The following is a 23,446-nucleotide window of genomic DNA, read 5'->3' as shown; positions in this document are numbered from 1 at the left end:
GTGGCCGGTCCTGACCGTGAGCGGCTAGGAGAGCACGGGCTCCTTGGCTCCTTGCAGGTATTCATGGACGAGGCGGATCGCCATGGACCCCTCGCCGACGGCCGACGCCATCCGCTTGATCGATCCGCTGCGCACGTCGCCGACCGCGAACACGCCCGGTCTGCTGGTCTCGAGCGGGAGCGGTGCGCGACCGATCCGCGACGGGTTCTCCTCTCCCGTAGGATCGGCGGCGGGTCCGGTGAGCACGAAGCCGTGGTCGTCGAGGGAGAGCTGCCCGGCCAGCCAGTCCGTGTGCGGTGTGGCGCCGATGAACACAAAGAGTGCTCGTGCTTGGAACATCGAGCGTTCTCCGGACTGGTTGTTCTCCACCTTCAGCGCCTCGAGGCTGCCCTTCTCTCCGATCAGCTCCCGGACCTCGGTGTGCAGCAGTACCTCGACCTGTGGGCAGTGCTCGATCCGGTCGACGAGGTAGCGCGACATGTCCTTGGCCAGGTCCCCGCCGCGGATCAGCAGCCGCACCGGCGCGGAGTGCTGGGCGAGGAAGAGCGTCGCCTGCCCAGCGGAGTTTCCGCCGCCCACGACGGCGACGGGATCATTGCGGCAAGACTGCGCCTCAGCGACGGTCGCCGCGTAGTAGACGCTGACGCCTTCGAACTCCTCCAGGCGGGGCAGCGGAAGCCGGCGGTAGCAGACGCCGGTCGCGATCACCACCGTACGGCCCGTGATCGTTGTACCGTCGCTCAGCCGGACGGCGTGGTAGCCCTCGTGCTCCTCCAACGCCGTGGCGTCCGCCGGCACGCTGATGCGCGCGCCGAACTTCTCAGCCTGGATGACCGCACGGTCGGCCAGCTCGGAGCCGGAGATCCCGGCGGGGAAGCCGAGGTAGTTCTCGATCCGGGAGGTGGTCCCCGCCTGGCCACCGGTCGCCACCGCGTCGAGTGCGACCGTCGCCATCCCCTCCGAGGCCCCGTAGACGGACGCGGCAAGGCCCGCCGGTCCGGCGCCCACCACGATGAGGTCGCACACGTCGTTGCCGGCGCACGGCGCCGGTAGCCCGAGCGCTCGCGCCAGCTCGGCGTTGGTGGGATTACGCAGTACGTGCTCTGCGCCCAGGATGACGACCGGCGTCTCCTCCGGCGTGATGCCCAGCCTGCGCAGCACCGCCTCGGCCCCCTTGTCCTGCTCGAGGTCGATCCACCGGTGCGGCAGCCTGTTGCGGGCCGCGAACTCGCGAAGGCGCCGGGTGTCGGGCGAGTAGCGGGAACCAACGATGCGGAAACCGGTCCCGAGCCCGATCAGGATCGAGCGGCGGATGAGGCAGGCCCGCATGATCTGGTCTCCGAGGTTCGGGTCCTGCATGGCGAGGTCACGCAGGTGCGCCACCGGAACGGTGAGGACCTCGCCGGGCTCGCCCATGACGGCCGTCAAGAGCACCGCCTGGTCGGTGAGCAGGTTGAGTTCGCCGAGAAAACGTCCCGCACCGTGCACGCTGATGACACGGTCCTCCAGGCCGTAACCCTCGACCATCATGACCTTGCCGCTGAGGATGACGTGGAAGTCGCAGGCCTGATCGCCTTCTCGGTAGAGGGTCTCGCCCGCCCGCTTGGGATGCCGTGCCCCGAACCGCGCGAGCAGCTCGATCTGCTCCTCGGTCAGCCGCGGATAGGCCCCGTAGGAGTCGGGCGTCTCACGGAGCGGTGCCTGCTCTGCCGTCGTCATTGCAACTGCCCGTCGATTCCGCGGCTTCGGCCGCGCGCCTGTCACCCGAGCCGGTCGGCCCGGAGAGGTCAGTCGTCCCTGGTCGCCACCACGACGGATGCGGGGCGGAGTTGGCGGTGGTCGTCGCCGTAGCCGGGGCGGATGATTTGGATCACTGTTCCTTCGGGGTGGTCGGGGTCGTTGACGGTGCTCACTGCTTCGTGATGGATCGGGTCGAAGGGGATCCCCACCTGTTCCTGGCGTGGGAAGCCCAGCCGGGCGAGAATGCCGATGGCTTGATCGCGGATTGCCCGGATGCCCTGGGCGAGGGGGTCTTCGGTATCGGGGTCGGTGTGGGAGAGGGCGCGGTCGAGGTTGTCGAGTATCGGAAGCCATTCGGAGGCGCCTTGGGCGCGTTCTTCGGCGACTACACGTTCCATGGTGCGGTCGACGCGTTTGCGGTAGTTGTCGAGGTCGGCGAGCGCCCGCAGGCGCAGGTCCTCGAGCTCGGTGATCCGCGCCTGCAGGTCGGGCTCCTGCCCGACCCCTGTGTCCTCGTCCTTTGCGGGTGTCCGGTCTGAGGTGGGCTCGGCATCGCCCTGGGGTGTGGTCGTGGGGGGAGCATGCTGGTCGCGCTGTGGGGAGGTGGTCACGGGGTCGGGCGTCCTGGCATTCTGATCGCTCATGCTGCATCGGTCCGTGGTGAAGCGTCGATGACGTTGTCGTTTTCAAGGGCCCTGGGGCCGGTTGTATCGGCGTTCAGATCGTTTCGGATCGTCTGGGCCCGATCGCCCGCGATCGCGGCGGGGTGATCGCCGTTCCGGGTAGGGCATCGCCGACCGGGTCGATATTCGGTCGGCTTAGACAAGCTCATCTGTATTTCCACATTGGCATCCCGCCGACCTGGTGTCCACCCTGCCGGGTCGGGTCCGGGGTCGTGGCTGAGGTGGGCCACCGGTCGGCCGTACCATCGCGGTCCCTTGGCGGACCGGGCGATGCTGGGCGGCGTATCGCCCGATAGGGGTGATTCGCTCTCACCCTCTGCTCCTGAGCATGGAGGTGAGATGAGATTCGACTCGCGTTCGGGGGATGTGTGATGGCGAAGGCAGTGGGGATCGATCTGGGCACGACGAACTCGGTGATCGCGACGGTCGAGAACGGTCAGCCCGAGGTGATTGCGAACGCGGAGGGGCAGCGGACGACGCCGTCGGTGGTGGCGTTCACCGACGCTGGGGAACGTCTCGTCGGGCAGCTGGCCAAGCGGCAGGCCATCTTGAATCCCAAGCGGACGATCTCAGCGGTCAAGCGCTTCATCGGGCGCCGCTACGAAGAGGTCGAATCCGAGGTGAAGACGGTGACCTATGACGTGGTGCCCGGCCCTGAGGGTGCGGTGAGGTTCGACATCGACGGCAAGCTCTTCGCGCCCGAGGAGATCGCTGCGCAGATCCTGCGCAAGCTCGCCGACGATGCCGCCCGGCAGCTGGGGGAGAAGGTGACCGAGGCGGTCATCACCGTTCCGGCCTACTTCAACGACGCCCAGCGTCACGCCACCAAGGACGCCGGGCGCATCGCGGGACTCGAGGTGCTGCGCATCATCAACGAGCCGACCGCCGCCGCGCTGGCCTACGGAATGGACAAGCGGGAGAACGAGACCGTGCTCGTCTACGACCTCGGCGGCGGTACCTTCGACGTGTCGATCCTCACCGTGGGCGAGGGCATCGTCGAGGTGCGGGCCACCAATGGCGACACCCACCTCGGCGGCAACGACTTCGACCGGCGCATCGTCGACCAGCTCGCCGAGGAGTTCAAGGGCGATACCGGTATCGATCTGCGCCAGGACCCGCAGGCGCTGCAGCGGCTGTTCGAAGCCGCCGAGAAGGCCAAGGTAGAGCTCTCCAGCGTCACCCAGACGCAGATCAGCCTGCCGTTCATCACCGCCGACGCCAGCGGTCCCAAGCACCTCAACACCACTTTGCGCCGGTCCACCTTCGAACAGCTCACCGCCGACCTGCTGGAGCGGACGATGGGCCCGGTGCAGCAGGCCATGGCCGATGCCAAGGTCACCGCCGACGACATCGACGAGGTCATCCTCGTCGGCGGCTCCACTCGCATGCCCGCGGTGCAGGGCCTCGTCCGGCGCCTCACCGGCGGTAAGGACCCCAACATGAGCGTCAACCCCGACGAGGTCGTCGCTTTGGGCGCTGCCATCCAGTCCGCGGTCCTCAAGGGCGAGATCAAGGACGTCCTCCTTCTCGATGTCACCCCGCTGTCGCTGGGCATCGAGACCCTCGGCGGCGTCACCACCAAGGTCATCGAACGCAATACCACCATCCCCGCCCGCCGCACCGAGACCTTCTCCACCGCCGAGGACGATCAGCCGGCCGTCGACGTCGTGGTGTTGCAGGGCGAACGCGAGCGCGCGGCCGACAACCGCACTCTCGCGCGGTTCCGCCTCGATGAGATCCCGCCCGCTCCTCGGGGCACGCCGCAGATCGAGGTCACCTACGACATCGACGCCAACGGCATCCTCAACGTCACGGCCAAGGACCAGCAGACCGGTCGTGAACAGCACATCACCATCAGCGAGAGCAGCAACCTCGACCAGAGCGAGATCCAGCGCATGGTCGACGACGCCGAGCAGCACCGCACCGAGGACACCCGCCACCGCCAGGTCATCGATGCCCGCAACGAGCTCGACACCATCGCCTACCAGGTGGAACGCGCCCTGTCCGAGCTCGGAGACCAAGCGCCGGTCCACGAGAAGGCCCGTGCTGACATGCTCATCGCCGACGCCCGGCAGGCCGTCAAGGAAGAGGCGCCGCTCGACCGCATCCGCACCCTCACCAGCGAACTCCAGCAGGTGCACAGCGCGCTCACGGCCGCCAGACAGGGCCAGCGGGGCCCCACCCCCGGACAGCCTCCACCGGGAGCCGGCCCCCAAGGCGCCGGCCCGCAAGGGCCCGGCCAGGCCGGCACCGACGAAGACGTCATCGACGCCGACTTCACGACAGACTGATGCCTGGGAGCGGTGACTTCTACGGGACCCTTGGCGTGCCGAGGAACGCCAGCCAGGAGGAGATCCAGCGGGCCTATCGCAAGCTCGCCCGTGAGTACCATCCGGATGTCAACAAGGATCCTTCGGCCGAGGACCGTTTCAAGGACGTCTCGGAGGCCTACTCGGTTCTGTCCGATCCCGAGACCCGCCGGCGGTATGACGCGTTCGGCCCGGATTTCCGGCAGGTGCCGCCGGATGTGGATCCCGAGACCTGGGCGCGGGCTCGGGCGGGTGCGGGCCGGCGGCGGGCCCGGGCGGGCGCCGGTGCGGGCCGGGGCGGCGGGTGGCGCGGCGGAGGCGCCGGGTTCGGCGCGGGTATGGGTGAGGAGGTCGATCTCGAGGAGCTGTTCGGCGGCATCTTCGGCGGCCGTGGGGGCCGTGGGTGGGGTCCGGTGCCGGGTGCCGATCAGGAGGTCGGGATCGAGTTGAGCGTCGAGGAGGCCTACCGCGGCGGGGAGCGCACGATCACCATCGAGGGTCTGGGCGGACGCCGGACGCTCGAGGTCGACATTCCGGCGGGTGTGACCGATGGTCAGCGGATCCGGCTCGCTGGTCAGGGTGGTCATGGCAGCGACGGCGCTCCGTCCGGTGACCTGTATCTCATCGCGCGGATCGTCCCTCACCCGAGATACCGGGTGGAGGGGCGGAACGTCCATGTCGATCTTGCGGTGACGCCTTGGGAGGCGGCGCTCGGCGCGACCGTTCCGCTCGATACCCCTGGCGGTGAGGCGAAGGTGAAGGTTCCGCCGGGCACGTCCAGTGGGCGGCGGTTGCGGTTGCGCGGGCGTGGTCTGCCGAACCCGCGTGGTGCCCCGGGTGACCTGTACGCCGAGGTCAAGATCATGGTGCCTTCGAAGCTCAGTCCAAAGGAGCGGCGCCTGTTCGAGGAGCTCGCCGCCACCTCGGACTTCGACCCGAGGAAGCGATCATGAGAGCGCTCGTGCGGACGAAGATCGGTAGATACTCGCTCGTCGGGCCGCCGCGCCTGGACCTGGAATCGTTCGCCGGCCGGGCAGGGCTGCATCCCGATCTGGTGCGGCGCCTGGTGGCGCTCGGCCTGCTGGAGCCGTACCGGGACGCCGCCGGTCACCTGTGGTTCGCCCCGGAGCAACTGGCCGAGGTGGCCCGGATCGAACGGCTGCGCGCCGGGTTTTGCCTCAACTACGCCGCCGTCGGGCTGGTATGCGACCTGCTCGACCGCATCGCCGACCTCGAGGCGGCACTGCGGCGCCGCTCTGGACGCACTGGAGGCTCATCGTGGACCTGAACCGGTTGACACAGAAATCGCAGGAGGCTCTGCACGACGCGCAGACCAAAGCGCTTCGCTTCGGGCACACCGAGGTCGACGGAGAGCATCTGCTGCTGGCGTTGCTGGACCAGGAGGCCGGTCTGGTGCCGCGTCTGCTGGCCGCCGCCGGAACCGATGTGGACCGGCTGCGCGAGGAGCTCGAGGCGGAGCTGTCCAAACGGCCGCGGGTGAGCGGACCCGGTGTGGAGCCCGGGCAGATCCGGGTGACCCAGCGGCTGTCGCGGCTGCTGGAGGCCGCGGGCAGCGAGGCCAAACGGCTCAGGGACGACTACGTCTCGGTCGAACATCTGCTGGTCGCGCTCCTGGAAGAGGGTCCACAGACCCCCGCTGGCCGCCTGCTGCAAGAGCACGGGCTGACCAGCGACGCCTTCCTGCAGGCGCTGACCTCCATCCGCGGCAGCCAGCGGGTGACGTCGGCGATGCCGGAGGTCACCTACGAGGCCCTGGACAAGTACGGGCGCGACCTCGTCGCCGAGGCCGAGGCCGGAAAGCTCGATCCCGTCATCGGCCGCGACACCGAGATCCGCCGGGTCATCCAGATCCTGTCCCGCAAGACCAAGAACAACCCGGTGCTGACCGGTGACCCCGGAGTCGGCAAGACCGCCATCGCCGAGGGACTCGCGCAACGCATCGCCCGCGGGGACGTGCCCGAAGGGCTGAAGGACAAAACGGTCTTCAGCCTGGACATGGGCTCGCTCATCGCGGGCGCGAAGTACCGCGGCGAGTTCGAAGAACGGCTCAAGGCGGTCCTGAACGAGGTACTCGCCTCCCAGGGCCGGATCCTGTTGTTCGTCGACGAGGTGCACACCGTGGTCGGCGCGGGCGCCACCGAGGGGGCGATGGACGCCTCCAACATGCTCAAGCCGATGCTGGCCCGCGGCGAGCTCCACCTGATCGGCGCGACGACGGTCCAGGAGTACCGCAAGCACATCGAAAAGGACGCCGCGCTCGAGCGGCGCTTCCAGCCGGTACTGGTGGACGAACCGTCCGAACAGGACGCCATCTCGATCCTGCGCGGCCTGCGGGAACGACTGGAGGTCTTCCACGGCGTGAAGATCCAAGACAGCGCCATCGTGGCGTCGGTCGTGCTGAGCCACCGCTACATCTCCGACCGCTTCCTACCCGACAAGGCCATCGACCTCGTCGACGAGGCCTGCGCGATGCTCCGCACCGAGATCGACTCCATGCCCGCCGAACTCGACGAGCTGACCCGCCGGGTGCGCCGCCTGGAAATCGAGGAAGCAGCGCTCGCCAAGGAAAGCGACGAGGCCGGCAGACGACGGCTGGAGGAACTGCGCGCCGAACTCGCCGACCTGCGCGCCGAGACCGACGCGATGCGCGCCCAGTGGGAAGCCGAGCGGCACGCGCTCAGCCAGGTTCAGGCACTGCGCAAGGAGATCGAGCAACTGCGCCAGGACGCCGAACGCGCCGAACGCGAATACGACCTCAACCGCGCCGCCGAACTCAGACACGGCAAACTCCCCGAACTGCAGCGCCGGCTGACCGCCGAAGAGGAACGGCTCGCCGCCAAACAGGGCGGCCACCGACTGCTCCGCGAAGTCGTCACCGAAGAGGAGATATCAACCATCGTCTCGCGCTGGACCGGCATCCCAATCGACCGCCTCAAAGAGGGCGAACGGGAAAAACTGCTGCGCCTGGACGAAGTGCTCCACGAACGCGTGATCGGCCAGCACGAGGCCGTACAACTCGTGACCGACGCGATCATCAGAGCCAGGGCCGGCATCAAAGACCCACGCCGCCCGATCGGATCGTTCATCTTCCTCGGCCCCACCGGAGTCGGCAAGACCGAACTGGCCAAGTCACTGGCCGAGGCACTGTTCGACACCGAGGACAACATGGTCCGCATCGACATGAGCGAATACCAGGAACGACACACCGTCAGCCGCCTCGTCGGCGCCCCGCCCGGCTACATCGGCTACGAAGAAGGCGGCCTGCTCACCGAGGCGGTACGCCGCAAACCCTACTCCGTCGTGCTCTTCGACGAGATCGAAAAAGCCCACACCGACGTCTTCAACACCCTGCTCCAAATCCTCGACGACGGACGCCTCACCGACGCACAGGGCCATACCGTCGACTTCCGCAACACCGTCATCATCATGACCTCCAACACCGGCTCGCAATACCTCCTCGAAGGACTCCAGCACGACGGCCAGATCGAACCGACCGCACGCGACCGCGTCATGGCCGAACTACGCAGCCACTTCCGACCCGAATTCCTCAACCGCATCGACGAGACCGTCATGTTCCGGCCCCTCACCCAACCCGAGATCGAACAAATCGTCGAACTCATGTTCAACGACCTGCGAGCACGACTCACCAACCGCCGCATCACCCTGAACACCACCGAAGACGCACGCAAACTCATCGCACAGGCCGGATTCGACCCCGTCTACGGCGCCCGCCCACTACGCCGCTACATCGCCCGCGAGATCGAAACCCGCGTCGCACGCGCCCTGCTGTCCGGAGACATCCAAGACGGCGCGATCATCCACATCGACGCCAAGCACGGCGAACCGCACCTCACCTTCGACAACCCCATCCACGCCGCACGAGCCGCGTGAAGAGGCCAGCCGAACACAAGGGTGCGCCGCCGTCAGAGGCCGCCATCAGAGGCCGCCGTCAGGTCAGGCCGAAGCCGAGCTGGGTATACAGCTCCAGTTGGTCGTAGTACTCACGGTTGGTGACGACCTCGCCGTTCTCGATCGCGCACAGGCCGGCGCCACGGACGGCGATCTTGCGGCCGGTGGCCTCCGCCGTACGGCCGTCCGGGAGAATGAAGGGCCCGGTGTGGGTACCGGAGATCGTCCATTCGTTGACGGCGATGTCGAGGACGGTGTCGCCGCACGGCAGGTGCTGCCAGGCGGTGATGCGATAGTCCGCGAAGGCGACCAGGAAGTGTTCGTAGTACCAGGCGATCTGGTCACGGCCCTCGGCGATCCCGGCCGGCGACACGAGGACGGCGTCGGGACTGTAGCACTCCAGCACCCCGCTCAGGTCATGGGCGTTGAGCGCTCGGAACAGTCTCTCTTTTACCTCTCGGGCATCTGACACGAATGCCTCCTCGCCGATGCGACCACCAACAAGCCACCCCGGCCCGGGCGGGCGGTTCCGTGGGCGGGTCTCGAGACCCCTTCATCAGGGCCGGTCAGGCTGGCTTCAGCAGGGTTGGATAACGATAACGATCTTGTTGCAGCCGTCCTCCTTGCCGATGAGACGGTGTCATTTGCGCACGACGGCGTCACCTACGAGATCGATCTCAGCGCAGACAATGCGAACGAGTTGCGCAGAAGCCTCGCGCCGTATGTTGAGAAGGCCCGCAAACCCGCCGCTCGCCAGGCCGGCCGTCCAAGAAAGGCGACTGGCCGGACCGCTCACTCCCGGGAGCGGTCCGCAGACATCCGTACCTGGGCCAAGCAGCACGGCATCACGGTGAACGACCGCGGCCCGGTCTCCACCCAGGTCGTCGAAGCCTACAAGGCAGGTAATCCTAGCCAGGCCAAGGCGTCCAAGACGGTCCCACGGCCCATATTCCAAAGTACCAACAACTATGCGTTCTTCGCACGCGGCTCGGTGACTGCTGGCGATCCCTGCGGCGGTCGAAAGGGGTCGGCTCCCAACCAGGCGCCGATTCCTTTTCCAAAATCGCCATTAGGCCACCCAACGGCCACAACGACTTCGCCATAGTGAGCAGTTAGCGCTTCGGTCGCCGATGAACAGTGTTGCCGCGATGTGCACCCTGTTTGTCGCATACCACCCGTGCAACTCGTGGCTGCTGAATACGCGTTCGAATGCATCACCCCTCCCTTCCTCGTCGGCATGCCCCGAGGATGACCGTGCGAACGCCACGAGGTCGTCACCGTCACGACGGCGTCACCGAGGCGCACAACCGCGTACGCGAGTTACGGCAGGGGATGATTCCCGGTCGTCGGGACGACGAGAGTCGCTCACCAGGAGGTACCGCTGTTTACCCGCTGGTCAGCGGGGTAACGACCGGAGGTGCACGGAGATCAGGCCGGTGTCGCGGAGGTCCTTCCCCCGCTGCCATTGGCCGCCTGGTGGCCGACCAAGGTCACGCTGCACCTCTACTGTCAGATCATGGGCCAGATCAGGTTGGCCGCGACGGCGCCGCACGACCACTGGTCGAATGTCCCGCTCTTCCTCACCATCCGGGGCTTGACCACGCGCCGGATGCGCTACGGCGGGTTGGGCTTCGCCATCGACTTCGACTTCCTCGACCACCGGCTCGTGGTCCGTACCGATGCCGGTAGCACGGAGAGCCTCGCGCTGCACGACGGGCTGTCGGTCAAGGACTTCCACGAGGCACTGTTGGGCCTGCTCGACAGGTCGGGTGTTCATCTCACGATCGGGGGCAAGCCGCTGGAGGTTCCCGTGACGACCCCCTTCGCCGAGGACACCGGGCACTCCTCGTACGACGAGGCCCTGGTCGGCAGGTTCTGGCGGGTGCTGTCGTGGACGGACGCGGTGTTCGAGGAGTTCGAAGCCTGGTTCTCCGGCAAGACGAGCCCAGCGCGCCTGTTCTGGCACAGCATGGACCTGGCGATCACCCGTTATTCCGGTCGGCATGCGCCGCAGCGATCAAGAACTGACCCGGTCACCGTCGAGTCGTTCACGCACGAGATGATCGGCTTCGGCTTGTCGCCCGGTGACGACAGGAAGCCCGAGGCCTCGTTTTACTCCTGCACCCAGCCCGAACCGCCTGATCTCACGCTGCAGCCGCTGTGCCCGCAGCAGGCCAGGTGGATCCCCTTCTGCGACGGCACCCACCGGGCGATCCTCGCCTGGGAGGACGTGCGCACGAGCGCCGACCCGCGCCGCACCCTTCTGACCTTCCTGCAGAGTGCCTACGAGGCCGGGGGGATCACGGCAGGCTGGCAGATGGCCGACTTCGAGTCGACCTACTTCCCCGCGCACGCGCGCAACCCACGGTGCCCTTAGTCGTGGCGGCGCGCCTGTTCCCTGGGTGAACGCGAGACCGCCGTCGCGCGGAGGTCACCGGGCCTAGGCGGCCATGGGCTGAGGAGCCGCTGATCTCGGCGCTGTCCCTGGAGAGCGCAAAGGCTCGCCGAGGGCTTGCCCTCAGGCAATGTCGTTCGGCCGGTCGGTTTGCTGGTGGGGGCGCCCTGGAAGGAATCAATTGGGGGATCGGGGGGCCAATGAGATTCGGCGTGGCGACGTTCGTCACCGACGAGGGCATCGCACCGGCGCGCCTGGGATGTGCGCTCGAGGAGCGCGGCTTCGAGTCGGTGTTCGTCGCCGAACACACCCACATCCCGGTGAAGCGGGAATCGCAGTGGCCCGAGGTCGATGAACTTCCGAGAAAGTATTACCGGACGTTCGATCCGTTCGTGACCCTCACGGCGGCGGCCGTGGTCACCGAGCGGCTCCTGGTCGGCACCGGGGTCCTCCTCCTGGTCGAACGTGATCCCATCACCACGGCCAAGGAGATCGCCAGCCTGGACCATGTCTCCGGCGGACGGATCGTCGTCGGTGTGGGTGCCGGTTGGAATCGCGAGGAGATGCGCGACCACGGCACCGATCCGAAGACCCGCACGGCGCTGCTGCGTGAACGGGTCCTCGCGATGAAAGAGATCTGGGCCAAGGACCAGGCCGAATTCCACGGTAGTTTCGTGGACTTCGATCCGATCTTCTGCTGGCCCAAGCCTGTGCAACGACCGCATCCGCCGATCATCATGGGCGGCAACGGGCCAAGGACCCTTGATCGCGTCCTGGAGTACGGTGACGGCTGGATGCCGACCTACGGCCTGGGGGTCGATGAGATCGCACGCAGAATCACGGAGCTGGAGCGGCGCGCGGTGGAGGCCGGGCGAGCGCGTATCCCCGTGTCGGTCTACGCCGTGCCCGGCGATCATGAGATCGTCGCGCGGCTGGCGGACGTCGGCGCAGATCAGGTGCTGTTCGATCTGCCCACGCTTCCACTCGAGGAGACCTGCCGGACGCTGGACGAGTTGGCGGCCGTCGCCCGGTCGTTCACGCCATGACGAGAGGTCCTCTGCCGGCATCCGATAGATGACGGCCGGTGCCATGGGCGGCGGGACCGCGATGGCCGCCGGATCGGCACCGCGCGATCGTTCCCCTCGACGCACCCCGCCCCACCTGTGACGACGGGCAGATCCGAGGGTGGCATAGTGGGATAAGCGGAAGCAGGCATGGCCCGACGGCACCTCGCGCCGCTCAGTCCATGCGACATCGTGATTTCGCCGCCTCACCGGCTTCGGTGTCGATGCGGCGGAACCCATGCCTGTCAGGCGTCGCCCCTTAACCGTCCACGCGAGCACCGGCCACCGAATGGCTCCTCGACCTGGCCGACCCGCGACGGCGCGGATCTCTGGGTCGTCCGAGGCCGGGGCGCACGACGCCGGCGGGCAGGAGCTCGGCTCGCGAAGGGGGAGACAGATGTCTTACCAGTCAGTGAATCCATATAACGGCCAGGTTCTCGCGTCGTTCCCTGAGATCAGCGACGCAGAACTAGAGGACGCCCTGTCGCGTGCCCAGGCGACGTACGAAACGTGGGGGCGACAGACCTTCGATGAGCGTGCGGCCGTCACTAGGCGCGCGGCTCAGATCCTGCGTGAGCGGCCGGACGAGTTCGCCCGCCTGCTGACCATGGAGATGGGCAAGCTGATCGGTGAAAGCCTCGAGGAGGTCGACCTGACGGCCGACATCTTCGACTACTACGCGGACAACGCGGAGCGCTTCCTGGAGCCGGTCCCCCTCGACACGCGAGAGGGCGAAGCGGTCGTCGTCAACAGCCCGCTGGGCGTTCTGTTCGGGGTACAGCCGTGGAACTTCCCTTACTACCAGTTGGCCCGGTTCGCGGCTCCCAACGTCATGGCGGGCAACGTCGTCATGGTCAAACACGCGTCGAGCGTGCCGCAGTCAGCACTGGCCTTCGAGCGCCTTTACCGCGAGGCCGGTGCCCCGGACGGCGTCTACACGAACCTTTACGTCACCAAGGAGCAGGTCGGGAGAGTGATCGACGATGCACGCGTGAAGGGCGTGGCACTGACCGGCAGCGAGGCGGCGGGAAGCGTCGTCGCGGCCCGCGCCGGCAAGGCGATCAAGAAGACCACCCTGGAGCTGGGCGGCAGTGATCCACTGATCGTGTTGCCCGACGCCGACCTCGGCAGGACCGTTCACTGGGCGGTGTGGGGCCGGATGAACAACTGCGGGCAATGCTGCGTGGCCTCCAAGCGGCTCCTCGTCCACGAGCAGATCGCCGACAAGTTCCTGGAAGAGTTCAGGGCCGCCCTCAGCGGGCTGACCGCCGGAGACCCGATGGATGAGAAGACCACACTCCCGCCGATGTCTTCCCAGCACGCCGCGGACACCCTCAAGGCCCAGATAGCGGAAGCGATCGAGCACGGCGCCCAGGCGATCCCGGCGGGCGACCCCGTGCCGACCACTGGAGCATTCATCCAGCCGACGATCCTCACCGGCGTGACCAGGGAGAATCCGGTGTACGGGCAAGAACTCTTCGGCCCGGTGGCGATGTTCTTCCGCATCCAGGACGAGGAGGAGGCCATCACCATCGCCAACGACACCGACTACGGTCTCGGCGGGTCGGTGTTCACGTCCGACATCGAGCACGGCAAGGCGATCGCCGAGCGCATCGAGAGCGGCATGATCTTCATCAACCATCCCACCTGGACCGCGCCCGAACTGCCTTTCGGCGGCGTAAAGAAGTCCGGTTACGGCCGGGAGCTGTCCTGGCTCGGCATTCAGGAGTTCGTCAACAAGAAGCTGATCGACGTCGTCCCTATCGACGCGTCACCGTAACGAGCCTGTGGGGAGGCGAGCGCGTCACTCACGGCTGTTCCTCCAGTTCCGTGATCGGCCGGTCGCTGACGGCGGCCGTTATGGTCATCGGGGCGTCGCCGTCGCTCTGGTCGACGGAGACTGCGACTCACAGGCGTCCGGCGTCCGGGCCGGCGGCCACCGACCGACCCCCACACCGCCAGATCGCCGTAGCAGTCCGCATCGCACAGCGCCTGGAACAGCGGCGGCATGGGATCGCCCGCCTGGTCCCGAAAAGCACCACCCGCATGGACAGCCGCCGGTGGGCACCCCAATGGCGGTCCAATTCCTGTACGAGGCAGGTCAGGTGCTCCTCGGCGGCCTCCCCCGCCTCATTCCATTCGGGCCCGTACAACCCGTGAGGTGATCGCTCTCCCAGGGCGGAATGACCCTGAAGCCCTCGCCCCTGGTCGCGGTCCACTCCTCCGTGACCGGCTCCCCCTCGCCGACCGTCGGCCCGGCCGCCGGTACGGGCGCGGCGAGCAGCGCCTCGATGGGCCACCGCGGGGCGGCGGAGCATGTCGCTATAGCGCGGCAACGACCGTCGGACGATCTCGTGGGCCAGCACTGCGGGGCCGCGCTTGGCCGCGACGGTGATCTCGTAAGACCCGATCTGGTTCAGGCTGTGCGCGACCACGACTGCGGGAGTCCAGCGTCGAAGGCCGGGTCTCGGCTTCAAGATCAAGCCCATCCTTTTCAGTGGACCTCGTGCCGTGCTCGTGCGTCCATGCCCGCCGCGTCGTCGTGAACCGGGCGACCCCCCGCACCCACTCCGGCGGACCCGCGCCCTCCTCGCCGTACCGCGCGTCGTGCTCCGCCACCGGATCAGCCATGCCGACCGACCCTTGTGATGAGTTGTCGCGCCCGCACCCGTCACACCTACGACGGGACACGACGAGGCGGAAGGATGACGTGATGAGTGCGGACACGCGGCTGGAGGAGCTGGGCGTGAGCGGGCTGGGCGAGGGCGGGCTGGGCGAGGTCGACGAGCCGGCGTTCTCGGGGCTGGCGGAGCGGCACCGGCGGGAGCTGCACGTGCACTGCTACCGGATGCTCGGGTCGTTCGAGGACGCCGAGGACACCGTGCAGGAGACATTCCTCCGTGCCTGGCGGCGGCGGGAGACCTTCGAGGGGCGGTCGACGTTCCGGGCCTGGCTGTACCGGATCGCCACCAACGCCTGCCTGGACCTGCTCGCCAAGTGCCGCCCCGAGCCTGCGACCGGCGGCGAGGTGCTGTGGCTGCAGCCCTACCCGGACCGGCTGCTCGACGAGCTGCCCGCGGGCGACGCGGACGAGCCGGAGACCGTCGCCGTCGCGCGGGAGACGATCGAGCTGGCGTACCTGGTCGCAGTCCAGCACCTCGCGCCGCGCCCGCGGGCCGTGCTGATCCTGCGGGACGTGCTCGGCTGGCCGGCGAAGGACGTCGCGGAGCTCCTCGGGGACTCCGTCAACTCCGTGAACAGCGCGCTGCAGCGGGCCCGCGCCGGCATGCGGGAGCACCTGCCCGCCGAGCGGCAGGACTGGACCGGCGGCGAGGAGGACGCCGGGACGCGCGAGCTGGTGCGCCGCTTCACCGACGCCAGCGTGGCCACGGACATCGAGGGGCTCGCCGCACTGCTGCGCGACGACGTCCGCTGCTCGATGCCGCCCACGCCGGGCCTGTTCGTCGGCCGCGACGCGGTGGTGCGGGACTGGGTCGAGGACGGCTTCGAGGACATGGGACGCCTGCGCGCCGTCCTCACCTCGGTGAACCGGCAGCCCGCCGTCGCCTTCTACCTCTGGCGGGAGCAGGAGGGTGCGTATCTGCCGCTCACGATCGACGTCCTGCGCGTCACCGGCGGGGCGATCGCCGAGATCGTCATCTTCCACGACGACCAGTTCCCGCGGCTCGGGCTGCCGGAGCGCCTGCCTACGGAGGGCACGGACCAGTCGAGGTGAGGACGCTCGCGCTGCGCGGCGGCGTGAGGGTCACGGTTGTCGCGGCGGAGTGGTGCGACGCGTTCGGCGTCGTCACCCGCGGGCGGGTGCAGCTGGAGCTGCGCGACGGCGAGCCGGGCCGGTCCTCGGACGCGACGCCGGGTTCTGGCTCCGCGGCAACGGCGTCCGCGCCCTGCGGAACCCCGGCCGTCGCACGGCGAGGGTGCGCATCGTCACGCCCAGGGCCAGGACCGTCACATGCCGGTCAACACACCCGTACGCCAGTTGCCCAATGATGGAGGAACGACATGAACAGCATGAATGACACCGGGGGCGTCGCAGGCACGGCATCGGGCCAGACCAGCCACACCTACCGACTCCGCGGGCTCGCCGTCACCGGCTTCATTGCCACGCTCGCAGCGACGGTGGCCACCACCCTCGCCGCTGCGCTTGCCCAGGCCGTTGGCGTCGGCTTCGAGGTCCCCGATGGTGGCGAGACGATCCCGTTGTCCGGGTTCGCCGTGGTGACCGGCTTCTTCTCGGTCGTGGGCATCGTCATTGCCGCCGCTCTTCTTCGTTGGAGCGCTCGCCCCGCCGAGCGATTCGTGTGGACGGCAGTGTCGCTGACCGCGATCTCGTTGGTCCCGCCCCTCCTCTCCGGGGCAAACACCGCCACCACCACCGCCCTCCTCGGGCTACACCTCGTCCCTGCGGCGGTGATGATCCCCACCCTGGCGCGGAGCCTCCGCACCCGGACCGATTGACGATCCCGCAACGGGACAACGCACGGCGCGAGGGCGTGCGCGAGCGCACTAACGTGGCCCCGGTGCTGCCACCCTCCATTCCAGGTTCCTTTCGGCTTTGCGACGCGCCGGGCACCGGAGGTAGGGCTCACCAGGAATCGGAGGCTCGCGACGTTCTGATGAGCGCCCGACCGGAGGTGTCCAGGCCCAGGGTATGGGGAGCCAGCCTTTGACGAGCGGCGCCAACGCGCGCCGCCCCGTACGGCGGCCGGTGATGCTGGGTGGCCGCCGTACGAGGCAACGGAAGGTTCGGTGCTGACGCAACGTGATGAACCTCATTTGAGGACTTGGAAGGTGACGGTGTCCTGGGCGCTCTTGACGGTGCTGGTGCCGGCCAGGGTGCCGGACACTCTGAAGGTGATCTTGTAGGTGGTGGCGGTGTTGAACGCCCAGTTGCGGTGGGTGTGGGCACCCGGTGCGAGGTTCTGGGTGTCGGGTCCGCTCGCCCGGCTATGGAACAGGACGGTGGGCGCGCCGAGCGCGGTCTGGTAGACGCTGAACTGGCCGCCGGTGACGCTGACGAGCTGCAGGCTGAGGCTGCCCGAGAACACTCCGGTGCCGACGTCGGTGGCGTTCCAGCCGGCCCATAGCAATCCGGCGACCTGGCTTTGCGGGAGCACCCAGGCGGTGGATCCGGCCGGGCAGAGGAAGCTCCATTGGGCACCGCTGGGCACGGTGATCTTTGCGGCTGCGGGACCTGGAAGATGACGTCCGCGGGATTGCGCGCCACGGGGTTGCCCGGGTGGTCTCGTCCTGCACCTTGAGGTTGAGGTTGCCGGCGGCGTGGTTGATGTCGAGGACGTCGACGTGGCCGCTGGTGAGCGTCACCGCGGCGTGTGCCGGGGTGTTGGTGAGCCCGGCCAGCAAGACGATCGGGCAGTGCCCGGAACACGACATCGGCCGGGTCGTGTTCGGCATCGGCTTCTTCGTCGTGGACGTGCAGTTCGAAGGCGCCGTCCTCGTACTCGACGTCGACGACGTCGACATGTCCCTTCTCGAGCACGATGCGGGTGCCCGCCGAGGCCGGCGACACACCGACCAGAACGATGACTGCGGCGGTGGCGGCGGCTAGAGCGGCGGAACGTCTGCGCACTGGGGGCTACTTGGCTGGTGCTTATAGGTTCCCAGAACATGTCGAAAATGGTTATCGCCTTCAAGTTCGCCGGGTCGACTCTTGCGCCGACCGCACGCGGCCCCGAACTGGACATCATGATAATGATAATGATAATCGATTCCTGTAGCTTTGTCCGGACATCTCCTGTGATCGGGGGCTGCGGACCCTCTGGCGCTTTCCGTCCCTGATGGCGGCGTTGACAAGGCAGGACGAAGGAGAACTGTGAGAGGAAGCCATAGGTCGGTGTTGCGCCGGCTGCTGGGCATCGCGGGCGTGGCGGCCCTGGTCGCTGGGGCCGGGCTGACCGGCACCGCCCCGGCGACGGCCGAGGACGCGCCGCCGGAACCGGTCCCCCGGCGAGTTCTGAGCGACGTTCACACGCCGGGCGGAACTGAAGAGGATCATCGAGGACCCCCGCGCATCCGCGGAAATCCGCTCGGCAGCGGCCACCGAACTTCGACGCCAGCCGCGCGACGCGAGTCCGACCCGCCTGCGCAACCGCGACTCCATCGATGGCCGGCCCCGTGGCCACCTACGCAAGTTCGGACTATCACGCGTACGGTTCCGTGAACTCGCCCACCGGGGAGAACTGCCCGGCATCACCAAATCCAGCTGGTAGCACAGACGAAAGCGATCACCGCATCGACAAATAACGAGACCACTGCCCTGGCAGCGGGGCGAGGCCCGACCCCCGCGTGGTGCCCCTGCTGCGTCCTAGCCTCGTCAGCGAGCATGTGCTGAAGGGGCTAGGACAGCGAGGATCGGACGTCGCGGTCAGGCCCACGCGGGAGGCTGGTGAGACCGATGGCGATCACTCGCCGATCATTTCGGCTGGCCGGCCCGCATCACGCGTCGTATGCGGACGGGCTCGACGGCCTCCGCCCGGCCGTGGCCTTCCTGGACACCCAACGTCGCCCGTGCGACCACGCCCTCGCACCCAGAATTGAGCGGGGAGCGGTATCGATCCGTCCGGCACACGCGTCCGTCAAGCACCCTCGCGGGCCTGCCATCAAACTCATCCCGGGCACCATCAGATGAAATTGACAATCATTTTCCCTCGCGAGCATGATGCGGGTGCCCGAGGTGCATCAGTTTGGGAGGGAAAGTCTGTGTCGTCATCCGCTATCCGGCTCGCCGGGACCGTCCGCTGCCTGGGGGCTGGGTGATGAGGCTCGTGCACCAGACCCTGTCCTCTGTCCTGGAATTCCGCTGCATCCGGCCGTCAGCCGATCGCCGCACCGGTCTTGGCCGAACCGGAGCCTCATCGTGGACTCGGTGCGGAATCCTGCTGGTCGCAGGTCTGATCGGCCTGATGCCGGCATGTGCCGACGGGTCCAGTACTCCCGCGCTGGCCCAGAGCGGGCAGTTGACCCTGGCCGCGCCGCGTGACCTGTTCGCCGGCCCTGACGACCCTTACTTCACCCATCAGGCGCTGCGGGTGTGGGAACCACTGGTCACACTGGACGCCGAACTGAAACCATCACCTGCCCTCGCCACCGGCTGGAGGCTGTCGGCCGATGGACGGAGGTGGACTTTCGAGCTGCGTGGCGGTGTGCGGTTCAGCGACGGCACCCCTTTGACGGCCGAGGCGGTGGTCGCCAACATCGAACGATTCCAGCGGCTCGCACCGAAGCAGTCACCGTTCTTCAGCCTCGATGCCGGTATGGAGTCCGCCTACGGAAGGTTGAGGGAGGTGCGCGCCGACGCAGGTGCGGTGGTGTTCGAGCTTGCTGATCCGGTGGCCGACCTGCCGGCCAGGCTCGCCAACTTCTACAGCATGATCCAGGCGCCGTCGGCGTTCGACGCCGATGGCGGCTTCGCGGGCAAGCCGGTGGGCACCGGCCCGTACACGCTCGTCTCCTCGTCCAAAGGACAACGTGTCGAGCTCGCCGCGAACCCCTACTACTGGGGCGGGAAGCCCGCCATGAAGAAGGTGGTGGTCAAGACGATCCCCGACGCCAATGCGCGGGTGGCGGCGTTGCGGGCCGGTGAGGTGGACGGACTGATCGACAAGGGGGCTCTGCTCACCGGGCAGGTCAGCGCCGTCGCCGCCGGCAGACGCTTCCGGGTCACGCGCACACCGTCCGTGCTCACCCACTACCTGACCTTCAACTCCTCACGACCGCCCTTCGCCGACCCCCGGCTCCGCGAAGCGGTCGATCTCACTATCGACCGCACGACCATCGCGAAGAACCTTCTGGCGGGCACGGCCGGCCCCGGCTCGTCGTTTCTGTCACCGGTCTTCGGTGACCTGGCCGACCCGGCAGCACGCACCGCATACGACCCAGAACGCGCCCGTCGGCTCGTCTCGCAGGCGGGCCGCCCCAGCCGTCCGGTCACCATTTTGATCTCCTCGGCCGAAGCCGGGCAGTTCCCCTACACCGACGTCGCCGAGGTGCTGCGGTCCGCCCTAGACCAGGTCGGCCTTCCGGCCCGGGTGAACGTGATCGAGGCGACCAAGACGACGATGGAGGCCGGGGACTACGACATGTTCCTCAGCGCCTACAGCGTCCCGAACGGCGATCCCGACTACCTGTTCCGCCGTTTCCTGCGCTCGGACGCCGACTGGAACCGCCAGCGCAAACTCGGCTACAACAACGAGGACTTCGACCGCCTCATCGACCAGGCCGCCGCCACCGCCGACACCGCCGAACGCCGCGATCTGTATTGGAGAGTGCAACGAATGCTGGCCACCGACCGTCCGATGATTCCCGTGGCCTACCAGGACAACCCGGTGGTGACGAGCAACGCGGTCACCGGCCTCACCCAGGACGCCTGCTACCTGGTGGACCTGGCCAAGATCGCACCGGCGCGCTGAGAAGGTGACCTTCGCGTGCTCGCGGGCGGCCGGGGCGGCTTTTGCGCTGCTCGCGGTGTCGGTACTGACGTTCGCTCTCACGTCACTGGCGCCAGGTGACCCGGCGGAAGAACTCCTCCGCCGGGGCGGTATTCAGCCCACTCAGGCAAGCGTCACCGCGCTGCGCGCCGAACTCGGGCTCGACCGGCCCCTGGCCGTCCAGTATCTCCATTGGCTCGGCGGCGTGCTGCGGGGCGATTTCGGACGGTCCTATGCCGACGGAACTCCGGTAGCACCACAGATTCTGTCGCGAGCACCGGCCACGCTGCGTCTGGCGGGCGTGGGATTCCTCATCGCGCTCGTCTTAGCGGTGGTGATGGCCGTGCGCGCGCAGACACGACCACACGCTGCCCTCGGCCGAATCACCCGGGCCCTGACCTTGGCCGTCGCGGCCGTCCCGCCCTACGTCCTCGGCATCCTGCTGATCAGCGTATTGGCCGTCGAGGTGCGCATCTTTCCCACCGGCGGTGACACCACGGCCGAAGGGCTGGTCCTGCCCGGCCTCACGCTCGGCATCGCCACCGCGGCGCCGCTCATGCGCCTGCTGCGTTCAGATCTCGCGGCCGTGCACGGCAGCCCTTTCATGGCGCTCGCTCTCGCCAAGGGCCTGACCGTCCGGCGGGCGACCCTCTTTCACGCTCTGCCCGCCGCGGCACCCGCAGCGATCAGCGCCGCCGGAGTGGCGCTCACCGAGGTGGCAGGTGGCGCGGTCGTCGTCGAGACGCTGTTCAACTGGCCAGGCGTGGGCCAGCTCGCGGTCACCGCGGTCCGGCAGCGCGACATCCCGATAGTTCAGGGATATGTGCTTTTCGCCGCAGCGGCGACCGTGCTCGTCCTGGCCCTGGCCGATGCGTGCGTCACCCTGATGGATCCGCGCCTACGGGACAAGACCCGATGACCCGCCCGCCGACGGCGTTGACCGCCGGAGCGGTCACGCTCGCCGTCGTCGCGCTCGGCTGCTTCACCCTGCCCCTGGTCTCCCCCCATGACCCCTACCGACCCGACCCGATGAACGCGATGCTGCCGCCGAGTCCACTCCATTGGCTCGGAACCGACCAGCTCGGCCGCGACCTGCTCACTCGCACGGCTGCCGCAGGACGTACGTCCCTGCTGTTCGCACTCGCCGTCACAACCGTCACCACCGCGATCGGCACCGTCACCGGCGCCATCGCGGGCTTGGCCGGCGGCTGGCCGGACCGGGTACTGCGCCAGATCTCGATCATCGCACTGGCGCTGCCGGGTCTCACCCTCGCGCTCGTCCTCTCCGGGGAGCTCCCATCCGGACACACGACCCTGTTCATCGCGTTGGTACCACTGGGATGGGTGAGCTGCGCATCAGTCGTACGCACCGTCGTCCGCCAGACCGCCATAACCGGCTACGTGCTGGCCAGCCGGACGATGGGCGCCTCGACACTGCAACTGCTGCGGCATGACATCGCACCGCACGCTCTCGGACCGGCCTGCACGGTGGCCACCGCCGACTTCGCCAGAGCGCTCATCGCCGCCACCTCGCTGAGCTTCCTCGGCATCGGCCTCCCCCCACCGCACATCGACTGGGGCGGCATGATCAACGAAGCGACCCCGCACCTCATCGCCTCTCCCCGACTCGCCATCGCACCCTCAATCGCGATCGCCCTGACCAGCCTGAGCATCATGCTGATCACCGACGCCCTGCGCGAACGCACACCAAACCACAAACCCCCCTGACCACACAGCTGATCAAGCACCCATCGACATCAACCAGTTCCGAGCCCCCTGCGGTGGATGCGTGCGCGCAAGAGGATCTGGGGTGCCCCGAGTCTTCCGGACAGTGACCCCACTAAGATTGGGGTCGTCTGAAAGGGAATGTGTTGGCGAGATCTAGGAAGAGTTACTCACCCGAGTTTCGGGAAGAGGCCGTGAAGCTGGTGATCGAGACATCGCGTCCGATCGCGCAGGTGGCGAAGGAACTCGGCATCCACGAGGCGACTCTTGGGAACTGGGTGAATGTTTATCGGCGTGAGCATGCCGGCGAGGAGCCGGCCCTGACGGTGAGTGAGCGAGCCCGGCTCCGTGAGCTGGAACGCGAAGCCCGGGAACTCCGGCTGGAGAACGAGTTCCTGAAAAAAGCCGCGGCGTACTTTGCCAAAGATCATCGGTGAGTGACAAGTTCGAGTTCATCGACGCACAGCACGCGGCCTACACCACGAACATTGAATCCGCGCTCTCCGTCGTCGGGATGTGCGCGCTCCTGGAAGTATCCCGCTCCGGGTTCTATGAATGGAGGAACCGGCCGGTATCTGCGACCGCCGGACGCCGCGAGGAACTCAAATTGCTCGTCTCCAGGTCCTTTGACGATTCCGATGGGACCTACGGGTACCGGCGGGTCCACGCCGACCTCACCGCCTGGGGCGTGCGGTGTGGGCCGGAGCTCGTCCGGTCCCTCATGCGTGAGCTGGGCCTGGAGCCCTGCCAGCCCAAGCCCTGGAGGTTCAGCCTCACCGAGCACGACGGCCAGGAACATCACATTCCCGACCTTCTCCAACGCGACTTCACCGCGGACGCCCCCGGCCGGAAGCTGGTCGGCGATATCACCTACATTCCGACGTGGGAAGGATGGGTCTACCTGGCGACCGTCATCGACTGCCACACGAAAGCCGTGGTGGGCTGGGCGATGGACGACAACTACAAGACCCCGCTCATCGAGAAGGCCATCGAAATGGCCGCCCGCAACCACGAGCTCACCGGCGATGCGGTCTTCCACTCGGATCGCGGAAGCAATTACACGTCCAGCCGGTTCGCCAGAACCCTGAAGGAGCATAAACTTCGGCAATCGGTCGGACGGACCGGGATCTGC

19 protein-coding genes and 2 pseudogenes are annotated in these 23,446 nt (G+C 67.7%); 17 read left to right on the top strand and 4 right to left on the bottom strand.

Going from position 1 to position 23,446, the window contains the following annotated elements:
- Positions 1–24: 24 nt before the first annotated feature.
- Positions 25–1,719, bottom strand: coding sequence for an FAD-dependent oxidoreductase (locus HKK72_RS13655; RefSeq protein WP_187234713.1), 1,695 nt, complete (start codon positions 1,717–1,719; stop codon positions 25–27).
- A gap of 68 nt (positions 1,720–1,787) precedes the next feature.
- Positions 1,788–2,384 (bottom strand): nucleotide exchange factor GrpE, encoded by a 597-nt coding sequence (locus HKK72_RS13650; protein ID WP_187234712.1) that lies wholly within the window; start codon positions 2,382–2,384, stop codon positions 1,788–1,790.
- A 410-nt stretch (positions 2,385–2,794) separates the two neighbouring features.
- Between HKK72_RS13650 and dnaK the strand changes: the two genes are divergently transcribed.
- Genes dnaK through clpB form a run of 4 tightly spaced genes read left to right on the top strand, consistent with a single transcriptional unit; the run spans position 2,795 to position 8,644 of the window.
- On the top strand, positions 2,795–4,714 hold the full coding sequence (gene dnaK / locus HKK72_RS13645; protein WP_187234711.1) for a molecular chaperone DnaK: 1,920 nt from the start codon (positions 2,795–2,797) through the stop codon (positions 4,712–4,714).
- On the top strand, positions 4,714–5,685 hold the full coding sequence (locus HKK72_RS13640) for a DnaJ C-terminal domain-containing protein (protein ID WP_187234710.1): 972 nt from the start codon (positions 4,714–4,716) through the stop codon (positions 5,683–5,685). The genes dnaK and HKK72_RS13640 overlap by 1 nt, the downstream gene beginning before the upstream one ends.
- Positions 5,682–6,020 carry a chaperone modulator CbpM gene (locus HKK72_RS13635; protein WP_187234709.1) on the top strand — a complete coding sequence of 113 codons (339 nt, stop codon included), beginning with the start codon at positions 5,682–5,684 and terminating at the stop codon, positions 6,018–6,020. The genes HKK72_RS13640 and HKK72_RS13635 overlap by 4 nt, the downstream gene beginning before the upstream one ends.
- Positions 6,011–8,644 (top strand): ATP-dependent chaperone ClpB, encoded by a 2,634-nt coding sequence (clpB, locus tag HKK72_RS13630; protein WP_187234708.1) that lies wholly within the window; start codon positions 6,011–6,013, stop codon positions 8,642–8,644. Before HKK72_RS13635 ends, clpB begins: the two co-directional genes overlap by 10 nt.
- 58 nt (positions 8,645–8,702) lie before the next feature.
- Here clpB and HKK72_RS13625 read toward each other — a convergent pair whose 3' ends face one another.
- On the bottom strand, positions 8,703–9,134 hold the full coding sequence (locus HKK72_RS13625; protein ID WP_187234707.1) for an ester cyclase: 432 nt from the start codon (positions 9,132–9,134) through the stop codon (positions 8,703–8,705).
- 114 nt (positions 9,135–9,248) lie between these two features.
- On the opposite strand from HKK72_RS13625, the gene HKK72_RS42135 reads away from it, so the two are divergent.
- From HKK72_RS42135 to HKK72_RS13595, 6 genes are all read left to right on the top strand, one after another.
- On the top strand, positions 9,249–9,767 hold the full coding sequence (locus HKK72_RS42135; protein ID WP_187234706.1) for a histone-like nucleoid-structuring protein Lsr2: 519 nt from the start codon (positions 9,249–9,251) through the stop codon (positions 9,765–9,767).
- A gap of 312 nt (positions 9,768–10,079) precedes the next feature.
- Positions 10,080–11,039 (top strand): DUF5996 family protein, encoded by a 960-nt coding sequence (locus HKK72_RS13615; protein ID WP_187234705.1) that lies wholly within the window; start codon positions 10,080–10,082, stop codon positions 11,037–11,039.
- 230 nt (positions 11,040–11,269) lie between these two features.
- Positions 11,270–12,103 carry an LLM class F420-dependent oxidoreductase gene (locus HKK72_RS13610; RefSeq protein WP_315987228.1) on the top strand — a complete coding sequence of 278 codons (834 nt, stop codon included), beginning with the start codon at positions 11,270–11,272 and terminating at the stop codon, positions 12,101–12,103.
- Between the two features lie 415 nt (positions 12,104–12,518).
- A complete protein-coding gene (locus HKK72_RS13605; protein WP_187234703.1) occupies positions 12,519–13,901 on the top strand; it encodes an NAD-dependent succinate-semialdehyde dehydrogenase in 1,383 nt (460 codons plus the stop codon).
- A gap of 933 nt (positions 13,902–14,834) precedes the next feature.
- Positions 14,835–15,857, top strand: coding sequence for an RNA polymerase subunit sigma-70 (locus tag HKK72_RS13600; RefSeq protein ID WP_187234702.1), 1,023 nt, complete (start codon positions 14,835–14,837; stop codon positions 15,855–15,857).
- A 296-nt stretch (positions 15,858–16,153) separates the two neighbouring features.
- Positions 16,154–16,600 (top strand): DUF6069 family protein, encoded by a 447-nt coding sequence (locus HKK72_RS13595; RefSeq protein ID WP_222720666.1) that lies wholly within the window; start codon positions 16,154–16,156, stop codon positions 16,598–16,600.
- A gap of 314 nt (positions 16,601–16,914) precedes the next feature.
- Here the strand turns inward: HKK72_RS13595 and HKK72_RS13590 are convergent.
- Positions 16,915–17,322: pseudogene (locus HKK72_RS13590) on the bottom strand (choice-of-anchor M domain-containing protein); the annotation flags it as partial.
- 107 nt (positions 17,323–17,429) lie between these two features.
- Here HKK72_RS13590 and HKK72_RS39840 point away from each other — a divergent pair.
- From HKK72_RS39840 to HKK72_RS13555, 7 genes and pseudogenes are all read left to right on the top strand, one after another.
- A complete protein-coding gene (locus HKK72_RS39840; protein WP_222720665.1) occupies positions 17,430–17,711 on the top strand; it encodes a hypothetical protein in 282 nt (93 codons plus the stop codon).
- A 421-nt stretch (positions 17,712–18,132) separates the two neighbouring features.
- A pseudogene (gene rpsN / locus HKK72_RS13580) lies at positions 18,133–18,372 on the top strand (30S ribosomal protein S14); the annotation flags it as partial.
- Positions 18,373–19,065: 693 nt separating this feature from the next.
- Entirely contained in the window at positions 19,066–20,571 is a 1,506-nt protein-coding gene (locus HKK72_RS13575) for an ABC transporter substrate-binding protein (protein WP_187234699.1), read from the top strand.
- 4 nt (positions 20,572–20,575) lie between these two features.
- Positions 20,576–21,508 (top strand): ABC transporter permease, encoded by a 933-nt coding sequence (locus HKK72_RS13570; RefSeq protein ID WP_187234698.1) that lies wholly within the window; start codon positions 20,576–20,578, stop codon positions 21,506–21,508.
- Positions 21,505–22,317: an ABC transporter permease gene (locus HKK72_RS13565; protein ID WP_187234697.1), complete on the top strand. Its 813-nt coding sequence runs from the start codon at positions 21,505–21,507 to the stop codon at positions 22,315–22,317. The genes HKK72_RS13570 and HKK72_RS13565 overlap by 4 nt, the downstream gene beginning before the upstream one ends.
- Before the next feature lie 140 nt (positions 22,318–22,457).
- Positions 22,458–22,751 (top strand): transposase, encoded by a 294-nt coding sequence (locus tag HKK72_RS13560; RefSeq protein ID WP_187234696.1) that lies wholly within the window; start codon positions 22,458–22,460, stop codon positions 22,749–22,751.
- Positions 22,748–23,446, top strand: a 699-nt coding sequence (locus HKK72_RS13555; protein ID WP_187234695.1) for an IS3 family transposase, incomplete at its 3' end; no start/stop codon positions are given. The genes HKK72_RS13560 and HKK72_RS13555, both read left to right, overlap by 4 nt.

Origin of the sequence: Actinomadura sp. HBU206391, assembly GCF_014323665.1 — a bacterium.
Classification (GTDB): Bacteria; Actinomycetota; Actinomycetes; order Streptosporangiales; family Streptosporangiaceae; genus Actinomadura_C.
Note: the sequence above shows the minus strand (reverse complement) of the source record. Positions and strands in the feature narration are given on the sequence as shown.